This window comes from Sphingosinicella sp., assembly GCF_052388015.1.
Taxonomy (GTDB): domain Bacteria; phylum Pseudomonadota; class Alphaproteobacteria; order Sphingomonadales; family Sphingomonadaceae; genus Allosphingosinicella.
On sequence record NZ_JBQTIN010000021.1, the window covers coordinates 1 to 18,469 of the forward strand.

Below are 18,469 nucleotides of genomic sequence, written 5' to 3' on the forward strand. Positions count from 1 at the left end.
TCGCCGAGACGCTGCGCGCCGGCGGGGTGCCGGCGGAGAATATCGTCACCCTGCCGCGCGGCGAGACGGTGGCGCTGCTGGTGCGGATTCCCGGCGCCGATGCGCGCGCCCGGCCGATGCCGCGGCCGATCCTCTTCTCCGCCCATATGGACGTGGTCGACGCGCGGCCCGAGGATTGGGAACGCAGCCCGTTCCAGCTGGTCGAGGAGAATGGCTATTTCTTCGGCCGCGGCACCGGCGACAACAAGGCCGGTGTCACCTCGCTCGTCTCGACCATCCTCAGGATCAGCGCCAGCGGCCGCCAGCCGCGCACCACCCTGGTCTTCGCCTTCATCGGCGACGAGGAGACGGGGATGGAGACGACCCAGCTCGTCGCCGCCCATCCCTGGGTGAGGCACGCCCGCTTCGCGATCAACAGCGACGCCGGCGGCGGCCGCCTCTCCCAGGACAACAGGCCGATCTATTACGGCATCCAGGGCGCGGAGAAGACCTTCGCCAGCTTCCACGTCTCGATCCGCAACCCCGGCGGCCATAGCAGCCGGCCACGGGCCGACAATGCGATCTACCAGCTGGCGCAGGCGCTGCTCCGGGTGCGCGAGATACGCTGGCCGGTGCTGACCAACGCCGTCACGCGCGCTTCGCTCGGCGTCATGGCCGCCGCGACGCCGGGGCCGGGCGGGCAGATGATCGCCCGCTTCGTCGCCAATCCCGACGATCCGCAAGCACGCGCCGCCTTGCTCGCCAACCCGGATTTCGTCCGCGAGGTCAGCACGACCTGCGTCGCGACGATGCTGGAGGCGGGCCATGCCGAGAATGCCCTGCCGCAGCGGGCGCAGGCGACGGTCAATTGCCGCATCTTCCCCGGCACGACGGTGGAGCAGGTGCGCGACACTCTGGTCGCCGCGATCGCCGATCCGGCGGCGACGGTCGAAGTGGTCGGCCGTCCCTCGCCGAGCCCGATCTCCGAGCCCGATCCGGCGGTGACGGCGGCGATCACCCGGTCGATCCACGCCCGCCATCCCGGCGTCCCGATCACGCCCTATCAGGAATCCGGCGGCACCGACGGCCGCGTCTATCGCACCGCCGGCATCCCGACCTTCGCCAGCTCGGGCATCTTCATGCGCGATTCCGACATGTTCTTCCACGGCCTGAACGAGCGCATCCCGGTCGCCTCTTTCTACGAGGCGATCGAGCATATCCACGATCTCGCGGTCGACCTGGGCGGGCTCGGCCGATGAGACGGCTGCTCGCCCGGCTGGCGCTGATCGCGGCGCTGGTCGCGCCCAATCCGGGCTGGGCGCAAGGCTATGACGTCGTGATCCGCGGCGGCACGATCTATGACGGGCGCGGCGGCGCGCCTTATGTCGGCGACGTCGCGATCCGCGGCGACCGGATCGCGCGGGTGGCGCGGCGCATCCCCGGGCGCGGCCGGCAGGAGGTCGACGCGCGCGGGCTGGCGGTCGCGCCGGGCTTCATCAACATGCTGAGCTGGGCGACCGAAAGCCTGATCGAGGACGGGCGCGGCCAGAGCGACATCAGGCAGGGCGTGACGCTGGAGGTGATGGGCGAGGGCTGGTCGATGGGGCCGGTCAACGAGGAGATGCGCCGGCTTCTGATCCAGCGCCAGGACGATATCCGCTTCCCGGTCCCCTGGACGACGCTCGGCCAGTATCTGGAGCACCTCCAGCAGCGCGGCATCGCGCCCAATGTCGCGAGCTTCGTCGGCGCGGCGACGGTGCGCATTCACGAGCTGGGCGAGGGCGACGTCGACCCGAACCCCGAGCAGCTCGCGCGGATGCGCTCGCTGGTGCGTCACGCGATGAACGAGGGCGCGATGGGGGTCGGTTCGTCTTTGATCTACGCGCCCGGCAATTTCGCCGAGACCGACGAGCTGGTCGCCCTGGTCACCGAGGCGGGGCGCTGCGGCGGCATGTATATCAGCCATATGCGCTCGGAGGGCGACCGTATCCTCCAGTCGGTCGACGAGCTGATCGAGATCGCGCGGCGCTCCGGCGCGCCGGCCGAAATCTACCATCTCAAGCTCTCCGGCCGCGACAATTGGGGCCGCTATGAGGAGGTGATCCGGCGGATCGAGGCGGCGCGCGCGCAAGGGCTTCGGATCACCACCGACATGTATCTCTATCCCGCCGGCGCGACCGGGCTGACCGCGGCGATGCCGCTCTGGGTGCAGGCCGGCGGGCAGGAGGCGTGGATCGCGCGGCTCCGCGATCCCGCGATCCGCGCCCGGGTCGCCGCCGAGATGCGCGCGCCGGGGCCGGACTGGGAGAATCTGATGCTCCGCGCCGGGCCGGCGGGAATGATGTTCACGGATTTCCGCAACCCGGCCCTCAGACGCTATGTCGGCCGTACGTTGGCCGACGTGGCACGGGAGCGGGGCACCAGCCCGGAGGAGACGGCGATGGACCTCGTCGTCGAGGACAACAGCCGGGTCGGGACGATCTATTTCCTGATGAGCGAGGACAATATCCGCCGCCAGATCGCCTTGCCTTATATGAGCTTCGGATCGGACGCCGGCGCGCTCGCGACCGAGGGCGTGTTCCTCAATTCCAGCCCGCACCCCCGCGCTTATGGCAATGTCGCGCGGCTGCTCGGCCGCTATGTCCGCGACGAGCGGATCATAACGCTGCAGGAGGCGGTGCGGCGGCTGACCTCGCTGCCGGCGGGCAATCTCGGCATCCGGGACCGGGGCAGCCTGCGGGCCGGCCATTATGCCGATCTCGCCGTCTTCGATCCGGCGACGATCGCCGACCATGCGACCTTCGAGCGGCCGCACCAATATGCGACCGGGATGCGCCATGTCTTCGTCAACGGGACACAAGTGCTGCGCGATGGCGAGCATACCGGTGCCACCCCGGGGCGGGTGGTGCGCGGCCCCGGCTGGAATCGCTGCCCGGCACGCCACTAGTTGCTCCTTGCCACGGAGCTTCAGCCGCGCTTAGCCGTTTGAGGGCGAACAGGGGCGCGAACGCAAAAGGATTCCGGGTGAACGACAGACGCGCCTTCATCAACGCCATCGCCGGCGTGACCCCCGACCATGACGTCCATCAGCTCTTCATCGACTGGGCCGAGGGACAGGTCGACGACCCGAGGCTGCGCAAACTGTTCATGCGGATGGCCGAGCGCTCGGGAATCGAGCATCGCTGGTCGGTGCTTCCGCCGGCGCCGGGCAATCTGCCGCACAACGCGCCGGGCGGCTTCTATCACGGGCCGTCGCCGGCGACCTCGACCCGGATGCAATGCTATGCCGAGGAGGCGCCGAAGCTGGCGCTGGGCGCGATCGCGAAACTGCGCGCGCAGGCCGACCTCGATGGCGTCACCCATCTCGTCGTCGCGAGCTGCACCGGCTTCGTCGCGCCGGGGATCGACCAGATCATCGCCCGCGAAATCGGCCTGCCCGACGTCGAGCGGACCTTGGTCGGCTTCATGGGCTGCTATGCCGCGGTGTGCGCACTCAGGACCGCGCACCATATCGTCCGCTCCGATCCCGAGGCGCGGGTGCTGGTCGTGACGGTGGAGCTCTGCACCCTTCACCTGCAGGAGACACAGCAGCTCGAAAGCCTGCTGGCGATGCTCCAGTTCAGCGACGGCGCCGCGGCGGCTTTGGTGACGGCCGAGCCTGGCGGCTTCGAGATGAGCCACCTCTTTTCCGCCGCGCTCGAGGATTCGGCCGGGCTGATCCAGTGGACGATCGGCGACACGGGCTTCGAGATGACCCTGTCCGGCGAGGTGCCGGCGCGCATCCAGCACGCGCTCGAGAAAGAGGAAACGCGGGCCAGGCTCTACAATGGCTGGGTCGCTGAGGCGGTGGACAGCTGGGCGGTCCATGCCGGCGGCCGATCGATCCTCGACGCGGTTGAGAGGGGTCTGGAATTGCCGCAGGGCGCCTTGTTCGCGTCGCGCGACGTGCTGGCCAGCCAGGGCAATATGTCGTCGGCGACGCTCATGTTCGTGCTCGCCATGCTGATGGAGCAGCCGGACACCAGGCGCGGCGTCGCGATCGCCTTCGGCCCCGGCCTCGCGGCGGAGGGTTTCCACTTCGAGCGGGCTGCATGATCGATTTGCGGGAGCGCATCCGCCGGGACGAACAGATGGACGACCCGGCGCTCGACCCCGCCACTTATGCCGACATACTGACCGATCTCGCGCGTGTGAACCGCTGGACCTTCAACGCCCGGCCGACCCTGATCTTCCTCAGACGCGCCGCCGCGGGCATGTCGGCCTTTCGGCTGCTCGACGTCGGCTTCGGCCATGGCGACATGCTGCGCCGGATCGCGCGCTGGGCGCGTGAGCGCGACATCGCGGTCGATCTGGTCGGCGTCGATCTCAACCCGAACAGTGCCGCGGCGGCGCGGGCGGCGACGCCGGTGGACGTGCCGATCGAATATCGGACCGGCGACTATGCGGCGCAGCCGACGCCGTTCGATTTCGTCGTCTCCAGCCTCGTCGCCCATCATATGACCGACGATCAGCTCACCGCCTTCATCCGTTACATGGAAGATCAGGCGCTGCGCGGTTGGCTGATCAACGATCTGCACCGGCACCGTTTCGCTTATTATGGCTTTCCCTGGCTGGCGCGGCTGCTCGGCGCGCACCGCATCGTGCGCGAGGACGGGCAGCTGTCGATTGCCCGTTCCTTTCGCCCGGCCGAGTGGCGGGCAATCCTGACCGATGCCGGCGTGCCCGAGGGTGCGGCGCGGATCGTGCGGCGCTTTCCGTTCCGGCTGTGCGTCGAACGGCTGCGCTGATCGTCGGCGGCGGGCCGGCCGGCGCCGCGGCGGCGATCGGCCTCGCCCGTGCCGGCGCGATGCCGCTGGTGATCGAACGGGCGGCCGGCGAGCGCGATATCGTGTGCGGCGGGTTCCTGGGCTGGGACGCGCTGGCGCGGCTCAGGCAATTGGGCCTCGATGCCGCAGCGCTGGGCGCGCGGCCGATCCATCGGCTGCGGCTGGTGGCGGGCGACAAAATGGTCGAGCGGCCGCTGCCGAAGCCGGCCGCCGGCCTGTCGCGGCGCCAGTTGGATGCCGCCTTGTTGCGGCTCGCCGAAGCGGAGGGCGCGATGGTGCTGCGCGGCCGGACGGCGCGGGCGGTGGAGGATCGCAGCCTACGGCTGGACGACGGCGAGGAGATCGATGCCGACGCCTTGTTCGTCGCGACCGGCAAGCACGAGTTGCGCGGCACGGCGCGGCAGATCGGCGATCGGGCGGTCTCGGTCGGGCTGCGCGCGGCGTTGCCCGCCTCGCCCACGCTGGCGCGCGATCTGGCGGGCGTGATCGAGCTGCACCTCTATGACGGCGGCTATGCCGGGCTGCTATTGCAGGAGGACGGGATGGTGAACCTCTGCCTTTCGGCGGCGCAGGCGCGGATGGGCGATGGACGCGAGGCGTTGCTTGCGTCGCTCTGGCAAGAGGCGCCGCGGCTTGCCGAGCGGGTCGGCGCCCCGCCCACTGAGTGGGAAGCGATCGCCGGCGTGCCTTATGGCTGGCGCGCGAAGGCGACCGATCCGGGCGTCTATCGGGTCGGCGATCAGGCGGCGGTGATCGCCAGCCTGGCCGGCGACGGCATCGCGATCGCGCTGGCAAGCGGCATCGCCGCGGCGCAGGCCTGTCTCAAAGGCGACGGCAAGGGCGCGCGCGACTATCAGAAAGCCTTCGCGCGCCGCGCTCTCAGGCCCGTCAAGGCGGCGGAGGCGCTGCGCCATATGGCCGAGCATCGCCGCGAGCGGCCGGTGATGATGGCGCTGGCGCGGATCGGTGGGCTGGCCGGCCTTGCCGCGCGGATGACGAGGATCGGCTAGCGGCGGCCGGTGATGGCGCCCGGCGCGTCGTCGCGCCACTGGCCGGTGTTGCGAAATTCCTCGCGGATCGTCGATTCCGGCAGGTTCTGCACGGTCCAGCGGGGGTTCGGCGCGATATCGGAGGGGACGGGGGCGCGGGTCTCGGCCCGAGCGACCGGTATCAGCGCCGCCAGCCGGGTCTGCAGCGCGGCGCGCGGGAACAGGATCGGGTTCGGCCGGGCGAGCGGCTCGCCGCCGGCATAGCGGACGCTGAACGCGCCGCCGCCCTGGCCGGGCAAGGCGTAGAATTGGTGCGCGCCGATCAACGCCGTGCGGGCGAGCCGCGGCGCCCAGGACGGGAAGACGGCGGTGGTGTGATAATGGGTCGAGAGGCCGACCGGCGCGAAGGCCCGTCCGGCCAGCGCCTCGGCGGCGAGCTGGCGGGCGCGGATCCAGGCCGGGCCGCCGGCGGAGCGCATCAGCGAGCCATCGCAGGTGAAGGTGAACTGGCAGCCGCCGCCGGCCCGCATCGGCCCCTGATAGACGACGCCGCAGACGGTGTTCGGCCAGGCGGGATGGCGGACGCGGTTGAGCACGACCTGGGCGACGGCGCGCTGGCCGTCCTCGCTCTCCGAGCCCGCCTCGTAATAGATCGCCTGGGCGAGGCAATCGAGCGAGCGCAGCTGGTCGAGCGGAGTGCGGCCCTGGAAGACGTGGGAGCCGGCGGAGGCGAGCGTGGCGGTGGGTGCGGCTTCAGAATCGGCCGACATGGCCGGCATAGCCGCGGGTGCAACTGGCTCGGGATCGCCGAGCCGGATCACGGCGGCGTCGGTGCGGAGCGGGGTCGACATCGCGACGGGGACGCAGGAGGTGCCGGTGAAGGCGAGCAGCAGCATCGCGAGCGGGCGCGCGCGGGGCCGTTTCCGTCGCCAGTTCCGGTGGTGAACGCCCGCCATCCTGCCCGCTTCCATGTGGATTTCGGCCCTTTGAGAGACCGGCCGATACGTCAAACCGTCCCTTCGCGCGCGGCCGGAATTCGGCCCGTCCCAATAAGGAACAGAGGTGCAGGAATGATTTACGGGGCCGGTGAGCCGCTTTGGTCGAGCGCCACGCGCGCTTCGTCGAAGTGACCGCGCCTTGGCCGTTGGGAAGCGCATGATGACGCCGAAGCCCCCAAGCGGAAAACCGCGACCCGGCTAGGGAGGGGGCGGTTCGGACAGGCGGAATATCCCCGGTTCCGCCGGCCCGGACTGCCCCGCTCTTGAAGGAATGAGCTGCGGCACCTGACCGAGCCCACCAAGGTGTCGCTGCCCATAGGGAGGCGGTGGCGAAAGCCGTCGCCTCCCTTTTCTTGTGACGGCTATCGACCGGCGAGGCGCTTCACGGCATCGACGTAGGAGCGGCCGATCCTCTGCTCGCCGCCGTCGGTCAGCCGCGCAGTCCAGTGGCCGCCGCCGTCGCGGTAGAGGCTGGCGATCGTGTCCCGCCGCAGCATCACCGAGCGGTGGACGCGGATGAACATCGCCGGGTCGAGGTCCTCCTCGAGCTTGGCGATGGTGCGGTGGATCAGCCAGCCCCGCTGGCCGACATGGAGCCGCATATAATCGCGCTCGGCGGTGATCCGGCTGATGTCGCGCGCCGCGATCCGGACCAGGCCGCTATGATCCGGCACCCAGAATTCCTCGACATAGGCCGGCGCCGGGCCGGTCGGCTGGCGGCCGCCGGCGGCGAGATGAGCGCGGACCCGATCGATCGCCCGCGCCAGCCGCTCCGGCAGCACCGGCTTCATCAGATAGTCGATTGCGGCGACGTCGAAGGCGGCGACGGCGAAATTGTCGAAGGCGGTGACAAAGACGATCGCCGGATCGACCCTGGATTCGGCGAGCGCGCGGGCGACGTCGATCCCGTCCATGCCGGGCATCGCGATGTCGAGCAGGACGAGATCCGGCGCGGTCGCCTCGGCGATCGCGAGCGCGGCTTCGCCGTCATTGGCGGTGCCGGCGATCGCGACCCCTTCGGTCCGGGCGAGCAGCAGCTGGAGCCGCTCGATCGCCAGCGGCTCGTCGTCGACGATGAGCACGCGCAGCGGCGCGCTCATCCCCGCGCCACCGGCATGTAGAGATGGACCGTGTAGCCGCCGTCCAGATCGGGGCCGTGGAGGCAGCCGGCGCGGTCGCCGAAGCGTGCGATCAGCCGTTCGCGGACGTTGCGGAGGCCGACGCCGGTGCCGCCGCCGTCCTCGCCATTTTCGCCGGCCACGCCCTCACCATTGTCCTTGACCTTGATGTGCAGCCGGCCCGCTTCCTCATGGGCGTTGATCCGGATGGTGACGGCGCCGCGCGAGCGGGCGACACCATATTTGACCGCATTCTCGACCACCGGTTGGAGGATCAGGACCGGCACGCACGTGTCGAGCAGCTCGTCCGGCACGTCGATCTCGACAGTCAGGCGGTCCGGGAAGCGGATCTGCTCGATGTCGAGATAGAGGCGCTGGAGCTTGATCTCCTCCTCCAGCGGCACGTCCGCGGTGGGATCGGCGGACAGGGTGGCGCGGAAGAAGGTGGAGAGGTTCATCAGCATCCGTTCCGCCGTCTCGGTCCGCTTGCTCAGGACGAGCGAGGAGAGCGAGTTCAGCGTATTGAACAGGAAGTGGGGGTTGATCTGGTAGCGCAGCGCGCGGAGCTGGGCCTCCTGCGCCTCGCGGGCGAAGACCGCGGCGCGCTGGTCGGAGATGCGCAGCTCGCGGGCGTAGCTCATCGCGACGTAGAAGGCTGACCAGGCGGCGAACAGGAAGTACCAGGACAGCGAACTCTCGACGATCGACTTCAGCGCCAGCATCAGCGGCGTCAGCCCGTGCGTGTCCCATTCCATCATCATCGAATCGAGCGGCGCGATGACGTAGAAGATTGTGTAATTGGTGGCGGAGAAGAGCAATGCCGCCGGCAAGCACAGGATGCCGGCCAGCGTCGCCTTGCGGGCGAGGCTGGCGTTCCGCGCCGCGCGCATCGCGAGATAGATGAAGAAGGTGATCACCGCGCCGATTGCGGTCGCCGCGCAGCGCCGCGCCAGCATGCCCCAGAATTCGGGATATTGAAGCACGATGGCGCGCACCGTGACCAGCGCCATGTAGAGCAGCCAGAAGCCGACGATCGACTTCAGCGCCATGCCGAGATCGGGCAGGCGGCGCGCGTCGGTCACGGAAAGCGGCTTGTCCATGCCGCCAGTTAACCCGCCCCGATCGGAAAAGCCTTGCGCGTCGAAGGCGCTGGCCGAAAGGCGGGGAAGGTTGGTCGAAAAAGCGCCGATCGGCCGGCGGTAGCCGAACGCATCGGCCGCGCCGAGCGGCTCATGTTCCGCGTCGTTCTCGCCCCGATTCTCGCCCACGCCCGTGTCCTATCACGCCGGAACGGACGCGTCAGGCCCGCCAGCGAAGGCGAAGGCAAGTGCGACGCCGCTCGTTTCGAGCACGCAAGCATCGGCCTTTTCCGCCGTTACTGGAATCGCGCCTGTTGCCAATCTGCACCAGGTGCGCGCCGGTGCGATCAATTGCGTGCGTTTGCGATTGCCCGTCGAATCGAAGCGTGATTCATTTCTGAACGGGGAGTGGGGAAGTGGTTAACGGCTTGGCAAGTCGTGCTCATGTATCCCACGCCTTGGGGCAAAAGGAGTGTGGGAAATGAGTACGAGGACTCGGCCCGCCAGCGGATCGGTGGCACTGGCCGAGATGAAAGAGTTTGCGGGCTTCGGCAAAGGCACGCAGCGCTACATCCGCCGTTCGCTGGATGTCGGCCTCGATCGCCGCGACGCGGTTCGCCGCTGGTCGCGCGACCCGGCCGAAGCCGCCGCCATCCGCGCCCAGGCGCGGGTCTATGGCCGGCTTGACCTCATTCGCACGTCCGTGCCCGACGACAGCGGCCTCGACGCGATGGAGCCGTTGATGGCGCCGCTGATCACGATGACCGCCTTCGATCTCGGCCAGGACCGGCTGCCCTGCTTCGCCTCCTACCGCTTCCTCTACGAGCGGCTGATCGGCGCGCAGGTCCGTCCCTGGCTGCCCGGCGCCTTCTGCGCCGCCGCCGCCTTGCCGCACCTCCATCCCGACCGGCGGCGCAAGCTGCTGCAGTCGATCAGCGAGGCGGCGGCGACCGCGCCCGGCTGGTCGAACCGCGATCCGGTCTTCTTCCCCGAATGGGTCGAGAAAGTGGACATCGCCGCAGCGGAATAGGCGAAGCGGGGACACGCTATCTGCGTGTCCCCTCCCAGGCGCGATACTGAAGGCGGGGACACGCAATAGCATGTCCCCGTGCGATCACTTCGGCCCGCCGTTTTCGTTTCAGCCGAGCTTCGCCAGGATGTCCTCGGCGAACAAGGTCAGCGTGTCGTCCCGCGCGCCCATGATCACGATCCGGTCGCCGGGGCGCGCGAGGGCGGCGAGACGCTCGCCGCAGGCCGCGCGATCCGCGATATGCTCCGCCTGCCGCCCGCGCGCGACGATCTCGGCGATGATGTTGCCGCTGCCCACCTCGCGGCTGGTGGTGCCGCCATAATAGACCGGGTCCGGCATGATCAGAACGTCGTCCGCCGCCATCTCCTCGGCGAAGGTGCCGACCAGCTCCTCCCGCATCGTTTTGAGCGGGCCGTAGCCGTGCGGCTGGAAGAAGAGCAGCAGCCGGCCGGGGAAAGCGTGGAAGGTGCGCAAGGTGGCGGCGAGCTTGTCCGGATTGTGCGCGAAATCGTCGATTACCGCGACATTGTTTGCCTCACCGACCAGTTCGAGCCGGCGGCGGAGGCCCTTGAAGCCTTCGAGGGCCATGGCCGCCTCGGCCAGCGACACGCCTGCCGCCATCGACGCGGCGATCGCGGCAAGGGCATTCTGCACATTGTGCAGGCCTGGCACCTGCAGCGCGACCGCGACCGTGGCGCCCGTCCTTCGGTCATTGGCTTCGAAGGTGACCCCGAACGGCGCCTCGACCAGGCCCGAGGCGAACAGGTCCGCTTCGTCGTCCAGGCCGTAAGTCGCCAGCTTCTCAGCCGGCAGCGCGGCGGCGAGCAGGCGGGCCTCGTCGTCATCGAGGTTGAGGACGACCGTCTCCGCCTTGGCCGCGAAATCGCGGAACAGGTGGCGGAGCTCGTCGAGGCTCTTGTGGTCGAGGGTGATGTTGGTGAGCACCGCGACCTTCGGCCGAAAGAGCGCGATCGAGCCGTCGCTTTCGTCGACCTCGCTGACGAAAGCGTCGCCGCTGCCGACGAGAGCGCTGGCGAAAGGCGCGTCGACGCTGACGAAATTCTTCATCACGGCGCCGTTCATCACCGTCGGGTCGCGACCGCGGGCGTGGAGGATCCAGCCGATCATGCCGGTGACGGTCGACTTGCCGCTGGTGCCGCCGACGGCGATCCCCACCGGCGCGGCGTTGAAGAGTAAGGCGAGCAGCTCGGCGCGGGTCATGCGCTTCAGGCACAGCGCCTTCGCCCGGACCATGTCCGGCACCGTCTCCTCGACCGCCGCCGAGGCGACGAGAGTCTGGCCCGGGGCGATGCCGCTGCCGTCCTGCGGGAAGAGGGTGATACCCTGCCGCTCCAGGAAGGCGAACTTGGGCGCCAGCCGGCCCTGATCGAGCATCCGGTCGGAGCCGGCGACGGCCGCGCCCTGCGCCCGCACGATCATCGCCAGCGGCATCATCCCGCTGCCGCCGATGCCGGAGAAGAAATAGGATTTGGCCTCGCTCATCAGCCCGCTTGAAACCTTTTGAATAGAGCCTGATTCACGCCATCGGCGGAAGCGCGCAGCGCTTCCGCCTCTGACGATCAGGCTCTATGGGCGAAGCGACGCAAGGTCAAAGAGGGTGGCCATGGCATTTCCCTGTCATTGCGAGGAGCGCAGCGACGCGGCAATCCAGCCTGGATTGCTTCGCTTCGCTCGCAATGACGGAAAGGCGATAGGATGATGCGGATCGGCGTCGTCGCGCCCAGCTCCCGGTTCAGCGCCGAGGCGGCTGGGAAGGTGACCGCGCTCGCCGCGGCCGAGTTTCCCGAGGCGGAGATCGTCTTCCACCCGCAATGCTTCCTCACCCACAACCATTTCGCCGGGCCGGACGCGGCGCGGGCCGACGCCTTGGTCGAGATGGCGAACGACCCGGCGTTCGATGCGATCTGGTTCGCGCGCGGCGGCTATGGCGCCTGCCGGATCGCCGAGGACGCGATTCAAAGGCTCGGGCCGGCGGCGCGGGACAAGACATATCTGGGCTATAGCGACGCGGGCTACCTGCTCGCCGGCCTCTGTCGCGCCGGCTTTTCCGACCTCGCGCACGGCCCGATGCCGCAGGACGCGATGCGCGAAGGCGGCGATGCGGCGACGCGGCGCGCGCTCGCCTGGCTGACGCGGCGCGATCCGGCGGCGCTGGAAGGCGGGTTGGCGAAGGGGGCGCGCCACGCCGCGTTCAATCTCACCGTGCTCGGCCTGCTGCTCGGGACACCGCTGGAGCCCGATCTCGCCGGCCATGTCCTGCTGATCGAGGACGTATCCGAGCACATGTATGCGACCGACCGGGCGCTCTACCACCTGACCGCCAGCGCCAATATCCGTGGCCTGGCGGGGGTCAGGCTTGGGCGGATCGGCGACGTGCTGCCCAACGACCCGGACTTCGGCGAGGATGGCGAGACGGTGGTCCGTTTCTGGTGCAAGCGGGCCGGAATCCCCTTCCTCGGCCTTGCCGATATCGGCCATGACTCGGCCAACAAGGTGGTCCCGTTCGGCCTCCTCTGAGCCTTCGGGCGATGCTATCCACAAAAAAGGTGCTTTTGGGGGCCGAAATGGAGGCAATCGGCCGCTCCGCCCATTGCCAAGGCCGCAAAATGCGCTCTATCCCCGTTCCCACATTTCCACAGGGAGGATAAAAATGGCTCAAAGCGGTTTGCAGCGCCCGGTGACCCCGTCCAAGGAACTCGCCGCGATCACCGGCTCGGCCGCGCTGCCGCGCAGCCAGGTCGTCAGCAAGATCTGGGATCACATCAAGAAGAACAATCTGCAGAACCCGCAGAACAAGCGCGAGATCATCGCCGACGACAAGTTGCGGCCGATCTTCGGCAAGGACCGCGTGTCGATGTTCGAGATGAACAAGCATCTCTCTCGCCACCTGAGCTAGAACTCTCGCCGGCGAACGCCCGGCACCAGAGCGCGCGAACCGCCCGCCCGGCCAAACCCGGGACGGGCGGTTTCGTTTTCTGAACACGGGAGTTTGACGTGACGAGAGAAGACTTGCGCGCGGGTCTCGCGTCGCTGGGCGTGGCGGCGGGCGATCTGGTGATGGTCCATGCCTCATTGCGGAAGCTCGGCCTCGGCCGCGCCGCGTTCGGGCCCGGCGGGGCGGAGGCGCTGCTCGACGCGCTCGATGAGGCGATCGGGCCGGACGGCACTTTGATGATGGTGCTCGGCACCGATTATCCGATGGACTGGGTCTACGACCACCCGCTCGAGGCGCGGGCGGCGCTGCTCGAAGGCTCGCCAGCATTCGACTATCGCAACGCGCCGGTGCTGGAGGAGGTGGGCTGGCTGGCGGAAGCGTTTCGGCGGCGGCCGGGCACGATCGTCAGCGACAATCCGAGCGGACGCTTCGGGGCGCGGAGGCGGCGCGCGAAGCGGCTGATGGCCGATCAGCCCTGGCACGATTATTACGGGCCGGGCTCGCCGCTGGAGAAGCTCTGCCAATGGGGTGGCAAGATCCTGCGGCTCGGCGCCAATCCGGACACGGTGACGGCGCTTCACTATGCGGAATATCTCGCGGACCTGCCGGACAAGAAGACGGTGCGCTGGGACTATGTCGTCGCCGGCGCCGACGGCGTGGCGCGTCACGTCTGGATCGATTGCCTCGACGATGCCGAGGGCATCGTCCATTGCGAAGGCGAGGATTATTTCGCGTCGATCCTGAAGGCCTATCTCGCGCTCGGCCGCCATCGCGAGGGGCTGGTCGGCAGCGCGAGAGCGGAGCTGATCGACGCAGCGGACATCGTTGCCTTCGGCGCGCGCTGGATGGAAAGGAACCTAGCCGCGCCAGCTTAGGCCGAGCCAGAAGGTGCGCGGGGCCGCGCGCTCGACGAGGACGGCGCCCGAGATGGCGGTGACGATGAGGGTGTCGGTGAGGTTCTCGACCCGCGCCTCGACCGCCAGCCGGTCGGCGATCGGCAGCGTCGCGGCGGCGTCGAGGGTGAGCGCGTCGGGGATAAGCTGGCGGTTGAGGTCGTCCTCATATTGCGCGCCGGCATAGCGGGCGGCGAGGCTGGCGCTTGCGCCGGATGGGCCGCGCCAGAGCAGGGTAAAGCTGGCGGCGTGGCGCGGCGTCTGGGCGGGGCGCAGGCCGTCCAGCGGCGCCGCCTCGGCCTCGGCGCGCACGCGCGCGGCGGCAAAGCTGTAGCCGGCGGCGAGCCGCCACGCCCCGAGATCGAGCGCCGCGTCCAGCTCGACGCCGTGGCTGGAGATGGCGCGAAGGTTGCGGCGCTGGCGGTAGGCGCCGCCGGCCGGGACGAAGCCGACGCCGGGGAAGGTGCCCGGCCCCTGGCCCAGAGTGACGTTGGCGATGGCGTCGGTCAGGCGATTGACGAAGGCGGTCGCGCCCAGTCGCAAGCCGCGGAGGGGACGCCAGTCCAGCCCCGCTTCCGCGCCGAGCGACCGCTCCGGGGCGAGCGCCGCGTTGGCCGCGGTCGCATCGACGCCGACCCGGAACGGGCGGTAAAGTTCGTTGAGGGTCGGCAATCGCCAGCCGGCATAAGCGGCGGCGCGCAACGTCAGCAGCGCGTCCGCACGCCAGGCCGCGCCGAGCCGGCCGGTCGGCTGCCAGCCGGATCGGTCGGGGAAACGGGTATCGGTCAGCGCCGGGCCGCCGGCCAGCGGGCGCTCCTCCAGCCGGCCATCGGCGATGCGCCAGTGGTCGAGGCGGGCTCCGGCGCTGACGGTCAGCGGGCCCCGCTCCAGCCCCAGTTCGGCGAACCCGCCCAGCGTGTCCGAACGCCCGCCGGCGCGGCGCAGGCGCGTGGGGGCGCCGGCGACGAACTGGAACAGCTCCTGTGCCCGGCCTTCCACGGCCCGCCAGTCGGCGCCGAGGCGAAGCTCGACAGGTCCGGTGAGCGGCCGGATTTCGAAGCGCGCGCCGAGGCCGGTGGCGGGGGTGGCATATTGGTCGAGCACCAGGCCCGCGGTCGCACGCCCGGCGCTCAGCGAGGCGAACTGGTTCGAGAAATCGCGCTGCTGGACATAGAGCAAGGCCGCGAACGGCAGGGCGCCGCGCCCGGCCAGGCGAAGCGAGGCGTCTGCGCCTTGCGAGCGGATCTCGCTGAACGCCGTGCCGCGTTCGCGTCGATCGGTGAAGCCGGCGAGATTGGCCTGGAGCTCCAGGTTCGGGGCGACGGACGCGACGGCGCGCAGCGCGAGGCTCGCCTGTCGGTAGGGCGCCGGGCGGTCGGCCGGCCCGCGTTGATCAGCGACGATTGGGATAAAGCCGTCGCCGCGCGCGACGCTCGCCGTGGCAACAAGGCCGCCGACGCCGACGGCGGCGAAGGCGTCGACGCTGTCGCGGCTGCCGATCGCCGCCCGCGCCGCGACGCCGTCAAGCTCGGCGGGCGACAGGCTGTCCAGCGCGATCGTCCCGGCGAGCGCGCCGGGGCCGTTGGCACCGGTGCCGCCGCCCCGCGTCACCCGCGCCGCGCCCAGCCGGCGCGGATCGAGGCTCGGCCAGGCGATCCAGCCGCCGAACGGATCGGCCTGCGGCACACCGTCGAGCAGCACCAGCACCCGCGCCGAGGCGTTGCCGCCAAGTGCGCGCAGAGTCGGCCCCTGGCTGGTCGGATTGGCGGAGCGCGAATCGGCGCGGCGGAAGAGCTGGAAGCCCGGCACGTCGCGCAACACGTCCTCGAGCCGGCTGGCGGCAGAGCCCGCGAGCCGGTCGCGGTCGATTGCGACGGCCGAGTAGGCGCTTTCGCCGAGGCCCGGGCGAAGGCCGCGGCCGGTGACGACGATCGTCTCCCCGGCCTGAGCTTGCGCGGCGGTCGGCGGAATCAGCAAGGCGAACAGGAGCGAGGCGGGGCGGATCACGCCCGCCGCTTACAAGAAAAAGCCGCGCCGGGAATGCCGGCGCGGCTTCTCTCGCGTAGAATTCGCGTGGTTACGAGGTTGGCGTGCGCTGGGCGGCGCGGGCCGCGGCTTCGAGCTGTTCGCGGGTCATCGCCAGCACCAGGCCCTGGCCGTTATGGCCGAAGCTGGTGATCGGAATGTCCGCCCGGACCGCGCCCGTGCTGACCACGGCGCTGTCGGCGTCGACGGTTTCGACCGTGCCGACCGGCGCGCCCGCCGTGTCGCGGACCTGCGCGCCCGTCGTCACATCAGCCGCGGTCGCGACCCGTGTCGCGCCGGTCTGTGCCTGCGCGCTCGGCTGCGCTTGCGTCTGCGCGCTGGGCTGCGCTTGAGCCGGCGGGGCAGCTTGCTCCGCGGGCGGCGCGGCCTGCTGGGCCGGCGGCTGGGTCTGGGTGCCGGCCGGCGGCTGGGCCTGGGTGGCGGACGGGGCCGGCGGCGCGTCGTCCTGGTTCACCGGCGGCTGGGCGGCCGGTTGCGGCGGGGTCGCCTCGGCCTGACGCGGCTGCTCGTCGGCGACCTGCTCGCCGGCCGGCGGATTGGCGGGCGGATTGGCGTCCCGCGCCTGCTGGACCGCCTGGTTCACATTCTCCATCGTCGTGGCGGGCGGCGGCGTCGGCGTCTGCGCTCCGGCGACGGCCGGAAAAGCGAGCAACGCGGCGGCAGACAACAGCTTGATCTTAAAGGTCATTTTATCCTCCGAGGGTGAGTTCGGAGGGTTAACGCGGCAACCACCCCTTCGGGGTGCAAGCCGAAACGACGAGTCGTTGCGGTTAGGCGGCGAGCGGGAATCAGGCCTGCGAGGGAAAGCGCTCGAACGCCGGCAGATCGTGCGCCGCCTTCATCCAGCCGATCCGTTCCGCGGTCTGGATCTGGGCCTGCATCGGCAACGCGTCGGGATCGTCCAGCGTCGCCACCTGCACGTCGGTCTGGCCGGCGAAGATCGTCTCATTGGTATAGAACAGGCCGGTGCCGCAATCCGCGCAAAAATGCCGGCGGCCATGCTCGGACGAGGCATAGACCTTGGCCTCGCCTTTCGTGACCGCGAACCGGTCGTTGCCGAACAGGGTCCAGCCCACCATCGGCGCGCCGGCATGGCGGCGGCAATCGGTGCAATGGCAGAGCGCCGCGTGGATGGGCGCGCCTTCCACCCGATAACGGATCGCGCCGCAATGACAGCCGCCTTCGTTCATCTCTGCCTCCATCCGAGTCGCCCTCAGGCTAGGCGAAGATGACGAACAGATCAAGAACGCATGTCAGAGCACATATTTGCTGAGGTCAGTGTCGCGGGCGATGCTGGCGAGCTGGGTCTCGACATAAGCGGCGTCGATGGTCAGCCGCTCGCCGCGGCGATTCTCGGCGTCGAAGCTGATCTCCTCGAGCAGTTTTTCCATCACCGTCTGGAGGCGGCGGGCGCCGATATTTTCGAGGCTCTCGTTCACTTCGGCGGCGATCCGGGCGAGGGCGCGGATGCCGTCCTCGGTGAACTCGATCGTCACCTCCTCGGTGGCGAGCAAGGCGCGATATTGCTCGGCGAGGCTGGCGCGGGTGTCGGAGAGGATGCGGACGAAATCCGCCTCGGTCAGCGCCTTCAATTCGACCCGGATCGGCAGCCGGCCCTGCAGCTCGGGCAGCAGGTCGCTCGGCTTGGCGACATGGAAGGCGCCGCTGGCGATGAAGAGGATATGGTCGGTCTTCATCGGCCCATATTTGGTCGCGACCGTGGTGCCCTCGATCAGCGGCAAGAGGTCGCGCTGCACGCCTTCGCGCGACACGCTGCCGCCGCGCACGTCGCTGACCGCGATCTTGTCGATCTCGTCGAGGAAGACGATGCCGTTCGCCTCGGCATCCCTCAGCGCGACGCGATTGACGTCGTCACTGTCGAGGCGTTTATCCTGCTCCTCCTCGACCAATTTGTCCCAGGCTTCGGCGACGCGCAGCTTGCGCTTCTTGCGCGGGGTTTGCCCCAGGGCCTTGCCCATCATGTCGGAGAGGTTGATCATGCCGACCTGGCCGCCCATGCCGGGGATTTCGAACGGGGTCGTCGGCTGGTCGTTCAGCTCCACCTCGACCTCGGCGTCGTTCATGCTGTTGTCGGTGAGCCGGGCGCGGAAGCTCTCGCGGGTGGCGACGCTGGCGCCCTTGCCGGTCAGCGCGTCGAGCAGCCGCTCCATCGCCGCCTCTGAGGCCGCCTCGCGCACCTTCTCGCGCCGCCGCTCCTTCTCCAGCCGCACCGCCTCCTCGACCAGGTCGCGGGCGATCTGCTCGACGTCGCGGCCGACATAGCCGACCTCGGTGAACTTGGTCGCCTCGACCTTCACGAACGGCGCGTCGGCGAGCTTGGCCAGCCGCCGGCTGATCTCGGTCTTGCCGCAGCCGGTGGGCCCGATCATCAGGATGTTCTTGGGCGTCACCTCCTCGCGCAGCTCGGGCTCGAGCTGCTGGCGGCGCCAGCGGTTGCGCAGGGCCACCGCGACGGCGCGCTTCGCCTCGTCCTGGCCGATGATATGGGCGTCGAGGGCGGCGACAACCGCCTTGGGGGTAAGGGCGTCGTTCAT

General features: G+C 69.6%; 17 protein-coding genes. 9 read left to right on the forward strand and 8 right to left on the reverse strand.

The genetic code is table 11. The features are described from left to right. The 5 genes from ACT4N3_RS01505 to ACT4N3_RS01525 all read left to right on the forward strand — a co-directional run. Positions 1-1,238: M20/M25/M40 family metallo-hydrolase (locus ACT4N3_RS01505; protein WP_444853438.1), on the forward strand; the 1,238-nt coding region annotated here is incomplete at its 5' end. Continuing rightward, entirely contained in the window at positions 1,235-2,926 is a 1,692-nt protein-coding gene (locus ACT4N3_RS01510) for an N-acyl-D-amino-acid deacylase family protein (protein WP_444853439.1), read from the forward strand. The genes ACT4N3_RS01505 and ACT4N3_RS01510, both read left to right, overlap by 4 nt. Positions 2,927-3,003: 77 nt before the next feature. Then, positions 3,004-4,074, forward strand: a complete 1,071-nt coding sequence (locus tag ACT4N3_RS01515; protein WP_444853440.1) for a type III polyketide synthase — start codon at positions 3,004-3,006, stop codon at positions 4,072-4,074. Then, entirely contained in the window at positions 4,071-4,766 is a 696-nt protein-coding gene (locus ACT4N3_RS01520; protein ID WP_444853441.1) for a methyltransferase domain-containing protein, read from the forward strand. The genes ACT4N3_RS01515 and ACT4N3_RS01520 overlap by 4 nt, the downstream gene beginning before the upstream one ends. Then, complete coding sequence (locus tag ACT4N3_RS01525; protein ID WP_444853442.1) at positions 4,745-5,815, forward strand: NAD(P)/FAD-dependent oxidoreductase; 1,071 nt, start codon at positions 4,745-4,747, stop codon at positions 5,813-5,815. Before ACT4N3_RS01520 ends, ACT4N3_RS01525 begins: the two co-directional genes overlap by 22 nt. Here ACT4N3_RS01525 and ACT4N3_RS01530 read toward each other — a convergent pair. From ACT4N3_RS01530 to ACT4N3_RS01540, 3 genes are all read right to left on the reverse strand, one after another. After that, positions 5,812-6,750 (reverse strand): cell wall hydrolase, encoded by a 939-nt coding sequence (locus tag ACT4N3_RS01530; RefSeq protein WP_444853443.1) that lies wholly within the window; start codon positions 6,748-6,750, stop codon positions 5,812-5,814. The two genes, ACT4N3_RS01525 and ACT4N3_RS01530, sit on opposite strands and share 4 nt — an antisense overlap. A gap of 404 nt (positions 6,751-7,154) precedes the next feature. Further along, positions 7,155-7,892: a LytR/AlgR family response regulator transcription factor gene (locus ACT4N3_RS01535; protein ID WP_444853444.1), complete on the reverse strand. Its 738-nt coding sequence runs from the start codon at positions 7,890-7,892 to the stop codon at positions 7,155-7,157. Further along, positions 7,889-9,178, reverse strand: coding sequence for a sensor histidine kinase (locus tag ACT4N3_RS01540; protein ID WP_444853445.1), 1,290 nt, complete (start codon positions 9,176-9,178; stop codon positions 7,889-7,891). Before ACT4N3_RS01540 ends, ACT4N3_RS01535 begins: the two co-directional genes overlap by 4 nt. A gap of 292 nt (positions 9,179-9,470) precedes the next feature. On the opposite strand from ACT4N3_RS01540, the gene ACT4N3_RS01545 reads away from it, so the two are divergent. Beyond that, a complete protein-coding gene (locus tag ACT4N3_RS01545) occupies positions 9,471-10,019 on the forward strand; it encodes a hypothetical protein (RefSeq protein WP_444853446.1) in 549 nt (182 codons plus the stop codon). 108 nt (positions 10,020-10,127) lie between these two features. Here ACT4N3_RS01545 and ACT4N3_RS01550 read toward each other — a convergent pair whose 3' ends face one another. Further along, positions 10,128-11,522, reverse strand: a complete 1,395-nt coding sequence (locus tag ACT4N3_RS01550; protein WP_444853447.1) for a glutamate ligase domain-containing protein — start codon at positions 11,520-11,522, stop codon at positions 10,128-10,130. A 213-nt stretch (positions 11,523-11,735) separates the two neighbouring features. On the opposite strand from ACT4N3_RS01550, the gene ACT4N3_RS01555 reads away from it, so the two are divergent. The 3 genes from ACT4N3_RS01555 to ACT4N3_RS01565 all read left to right on the forward strand — a co-directional run bounded on the left by ACT4N3_RS01555 (position 11,736) and on the right by ACT4N3_RS01565 (position 13,850). Continuing rightward, positions 11,736-12,557 (forward strand): LD-carboxypeptidase, encoded by an 822-nt coding sequence (locus tag ACT4N3_RS01555; protein WP_444853448.1) that lies wholly within the window; start codon positions 11,736-11,738, stop codon positions 12,555-12,557. A gap of 133 nt (positions 12,558-12,690) precedes the next feature. Next, a complete protein-coding gene (locus tag ACT4N3_RS01560) occupies positions 12,691-12,936 on the forward strand; it encodes an SWIB/MDM2 domain-containing protein (protein WP_444853449.1) in 246 nt (81 codons plus the stop codon). A gap of 98 nt (positions 12,937-13,034) precedes the next feature. Then, positions 13,035-13,850: an aminoglycoside N(3)-acetyltransferase gene (locus tag ACT4N3_RS01565; protein ID WP_444853450.1), complete on the forward strand. Its 816-nt coding sequence runs from the start codon at positions 13,035-13,037 to the stop codon at positions 13,848-13,850. Here ACT4N3_RS01565 and ACT4N3_RS01570 read toward each other — a convergent pair. The 4 genes from ACT4N3_RS01570 to hslU all read right to left on the reverse strand — a co-directional run. Beyond that, positions 13,833-15,875 carry a TonB-dependent receptor gene (locus ACT4N3_RS01570; protein ID WP_444853451.1) on the reverse strand — a complete coding sequence of 681 codons (2,043 nt, stop codon included), beginning with the start codon at positions 15,873-15,875 and terminating at the stop codon, positions 13,833-13,835. The two genes, ACT4N3_RS01565 and ACT4N3_RS01570, sit on opposite strands and share 18 nt — an antisense overlap. A 70-nt stretch (positions 15,876-15,945) precedes the next feature. Then, positions 15,946-16,602 (reverse strand): hypothetical protein, encoded by a 657-nt coding sequence (locus tag ACT4N3_RS01575; protein ID WP_444853452.1) that lies wholly within the window; start codon positions 16,600-16,602, stop codon positions 15,946-15,948. 100 nt (positions 16,603-16,702) lie between these two features. Then, on the reverse strand, positions 16,703-17,104 hold the full coding sequence (locus tag ACT4N3_RS01580) for a GFA family protein (protein WP_444853453.1): 402 nt from the start codon (positions 17,102-17,104) through the stop codon (positions 16,703-16,705). A 63-nt stretch (positions 17,105-17,167) separates the two neighbouring features. Continuing rightward, positions 17,168-18,469 (reverse strand): ATP-dependent protease ATPase subunit HslU (hslU, locus tag ACT4N3_RS01585; protein ID WP_444853454.1); only part of this gene is annotated, 1,302 nt, incomplete at its 5' end.

Bases quoted from the DNA above. Each gene is read 5' to 3' on its own strand.
- ACT4N3_RS01520 (WP_444853441.1), top strand. From the start codon at position 4,071: ATGATCGATTTGCGGGAGCGCATCCGCCGGGACGAACAGATGGACGAC.
- ACT4N3_RS01530 (WP_444853443.1), bottom strand. From the start codon at position 6,750: ATGGCGGGCGTTCACCACCGGAACTGGCGACGGAAACGGCCCCGCGCG.
- ACT4N3_RS01555 (WP_444853448.1), top strand. From the start codon at position 11,736: ATGATGCGGATCGGCGTCGTCGCGCCCAGCTCCCGGTTCAGCGCCGAG.
- ACT4N3_RS01560 (WP_444853449.1), top strand. From the start codon at position 12,691: ATGGCTCAAAGCGGTTTGCAGCGCCCGGTGACCCCGTCCAAGGAACTC.
- ACT4N3_RS01575 (WP_444853452.1), bottom strand. From the start codon at position 16,602: ATGACCTTTAAGATCAAGCTGTTGTCTGCCGCCGCGTTGCTCGCTTTT.
- ACT4N3_RS01510 (WP_444853439.1), top strand. From the start codon at position 1,235: ATGAGACGGCTGCTCGCCCGGCTGGCGCTGATCGCGGCGCTGGTCGCG.
- ACT4N3_RS01535 (WP_444853444.1), bottom strand. From the start codon at position 7,892: ATGAGCGCGCCGCTGCGCGTGCTCATCGTCGACGACGAGCCGCTGGCG.
- ACT4N3_RS01545 (WP_444853446.1), top strand. From the start codon at position 9,471: ATGAGTACGAGGACTCGGCCCGCCAGCGGATCGGTGGCACTGGCCGAG.
- ACT4N3_RS01580 (WP_444853453.1), bottom strand. From the start codon at position 17,104: ATGAACGAAGGCGGCTGTCATTGCGGCGCGATCCGTTATCGGGTGGAA.
- ACT4N3_RS01550 (WP_444853447.1), bottom strand. From the start codon at position 11,522: ATGAGCGAGGCCAAATCCTATTTCTTCTCCGGCATCGGCGGCAGCGGG.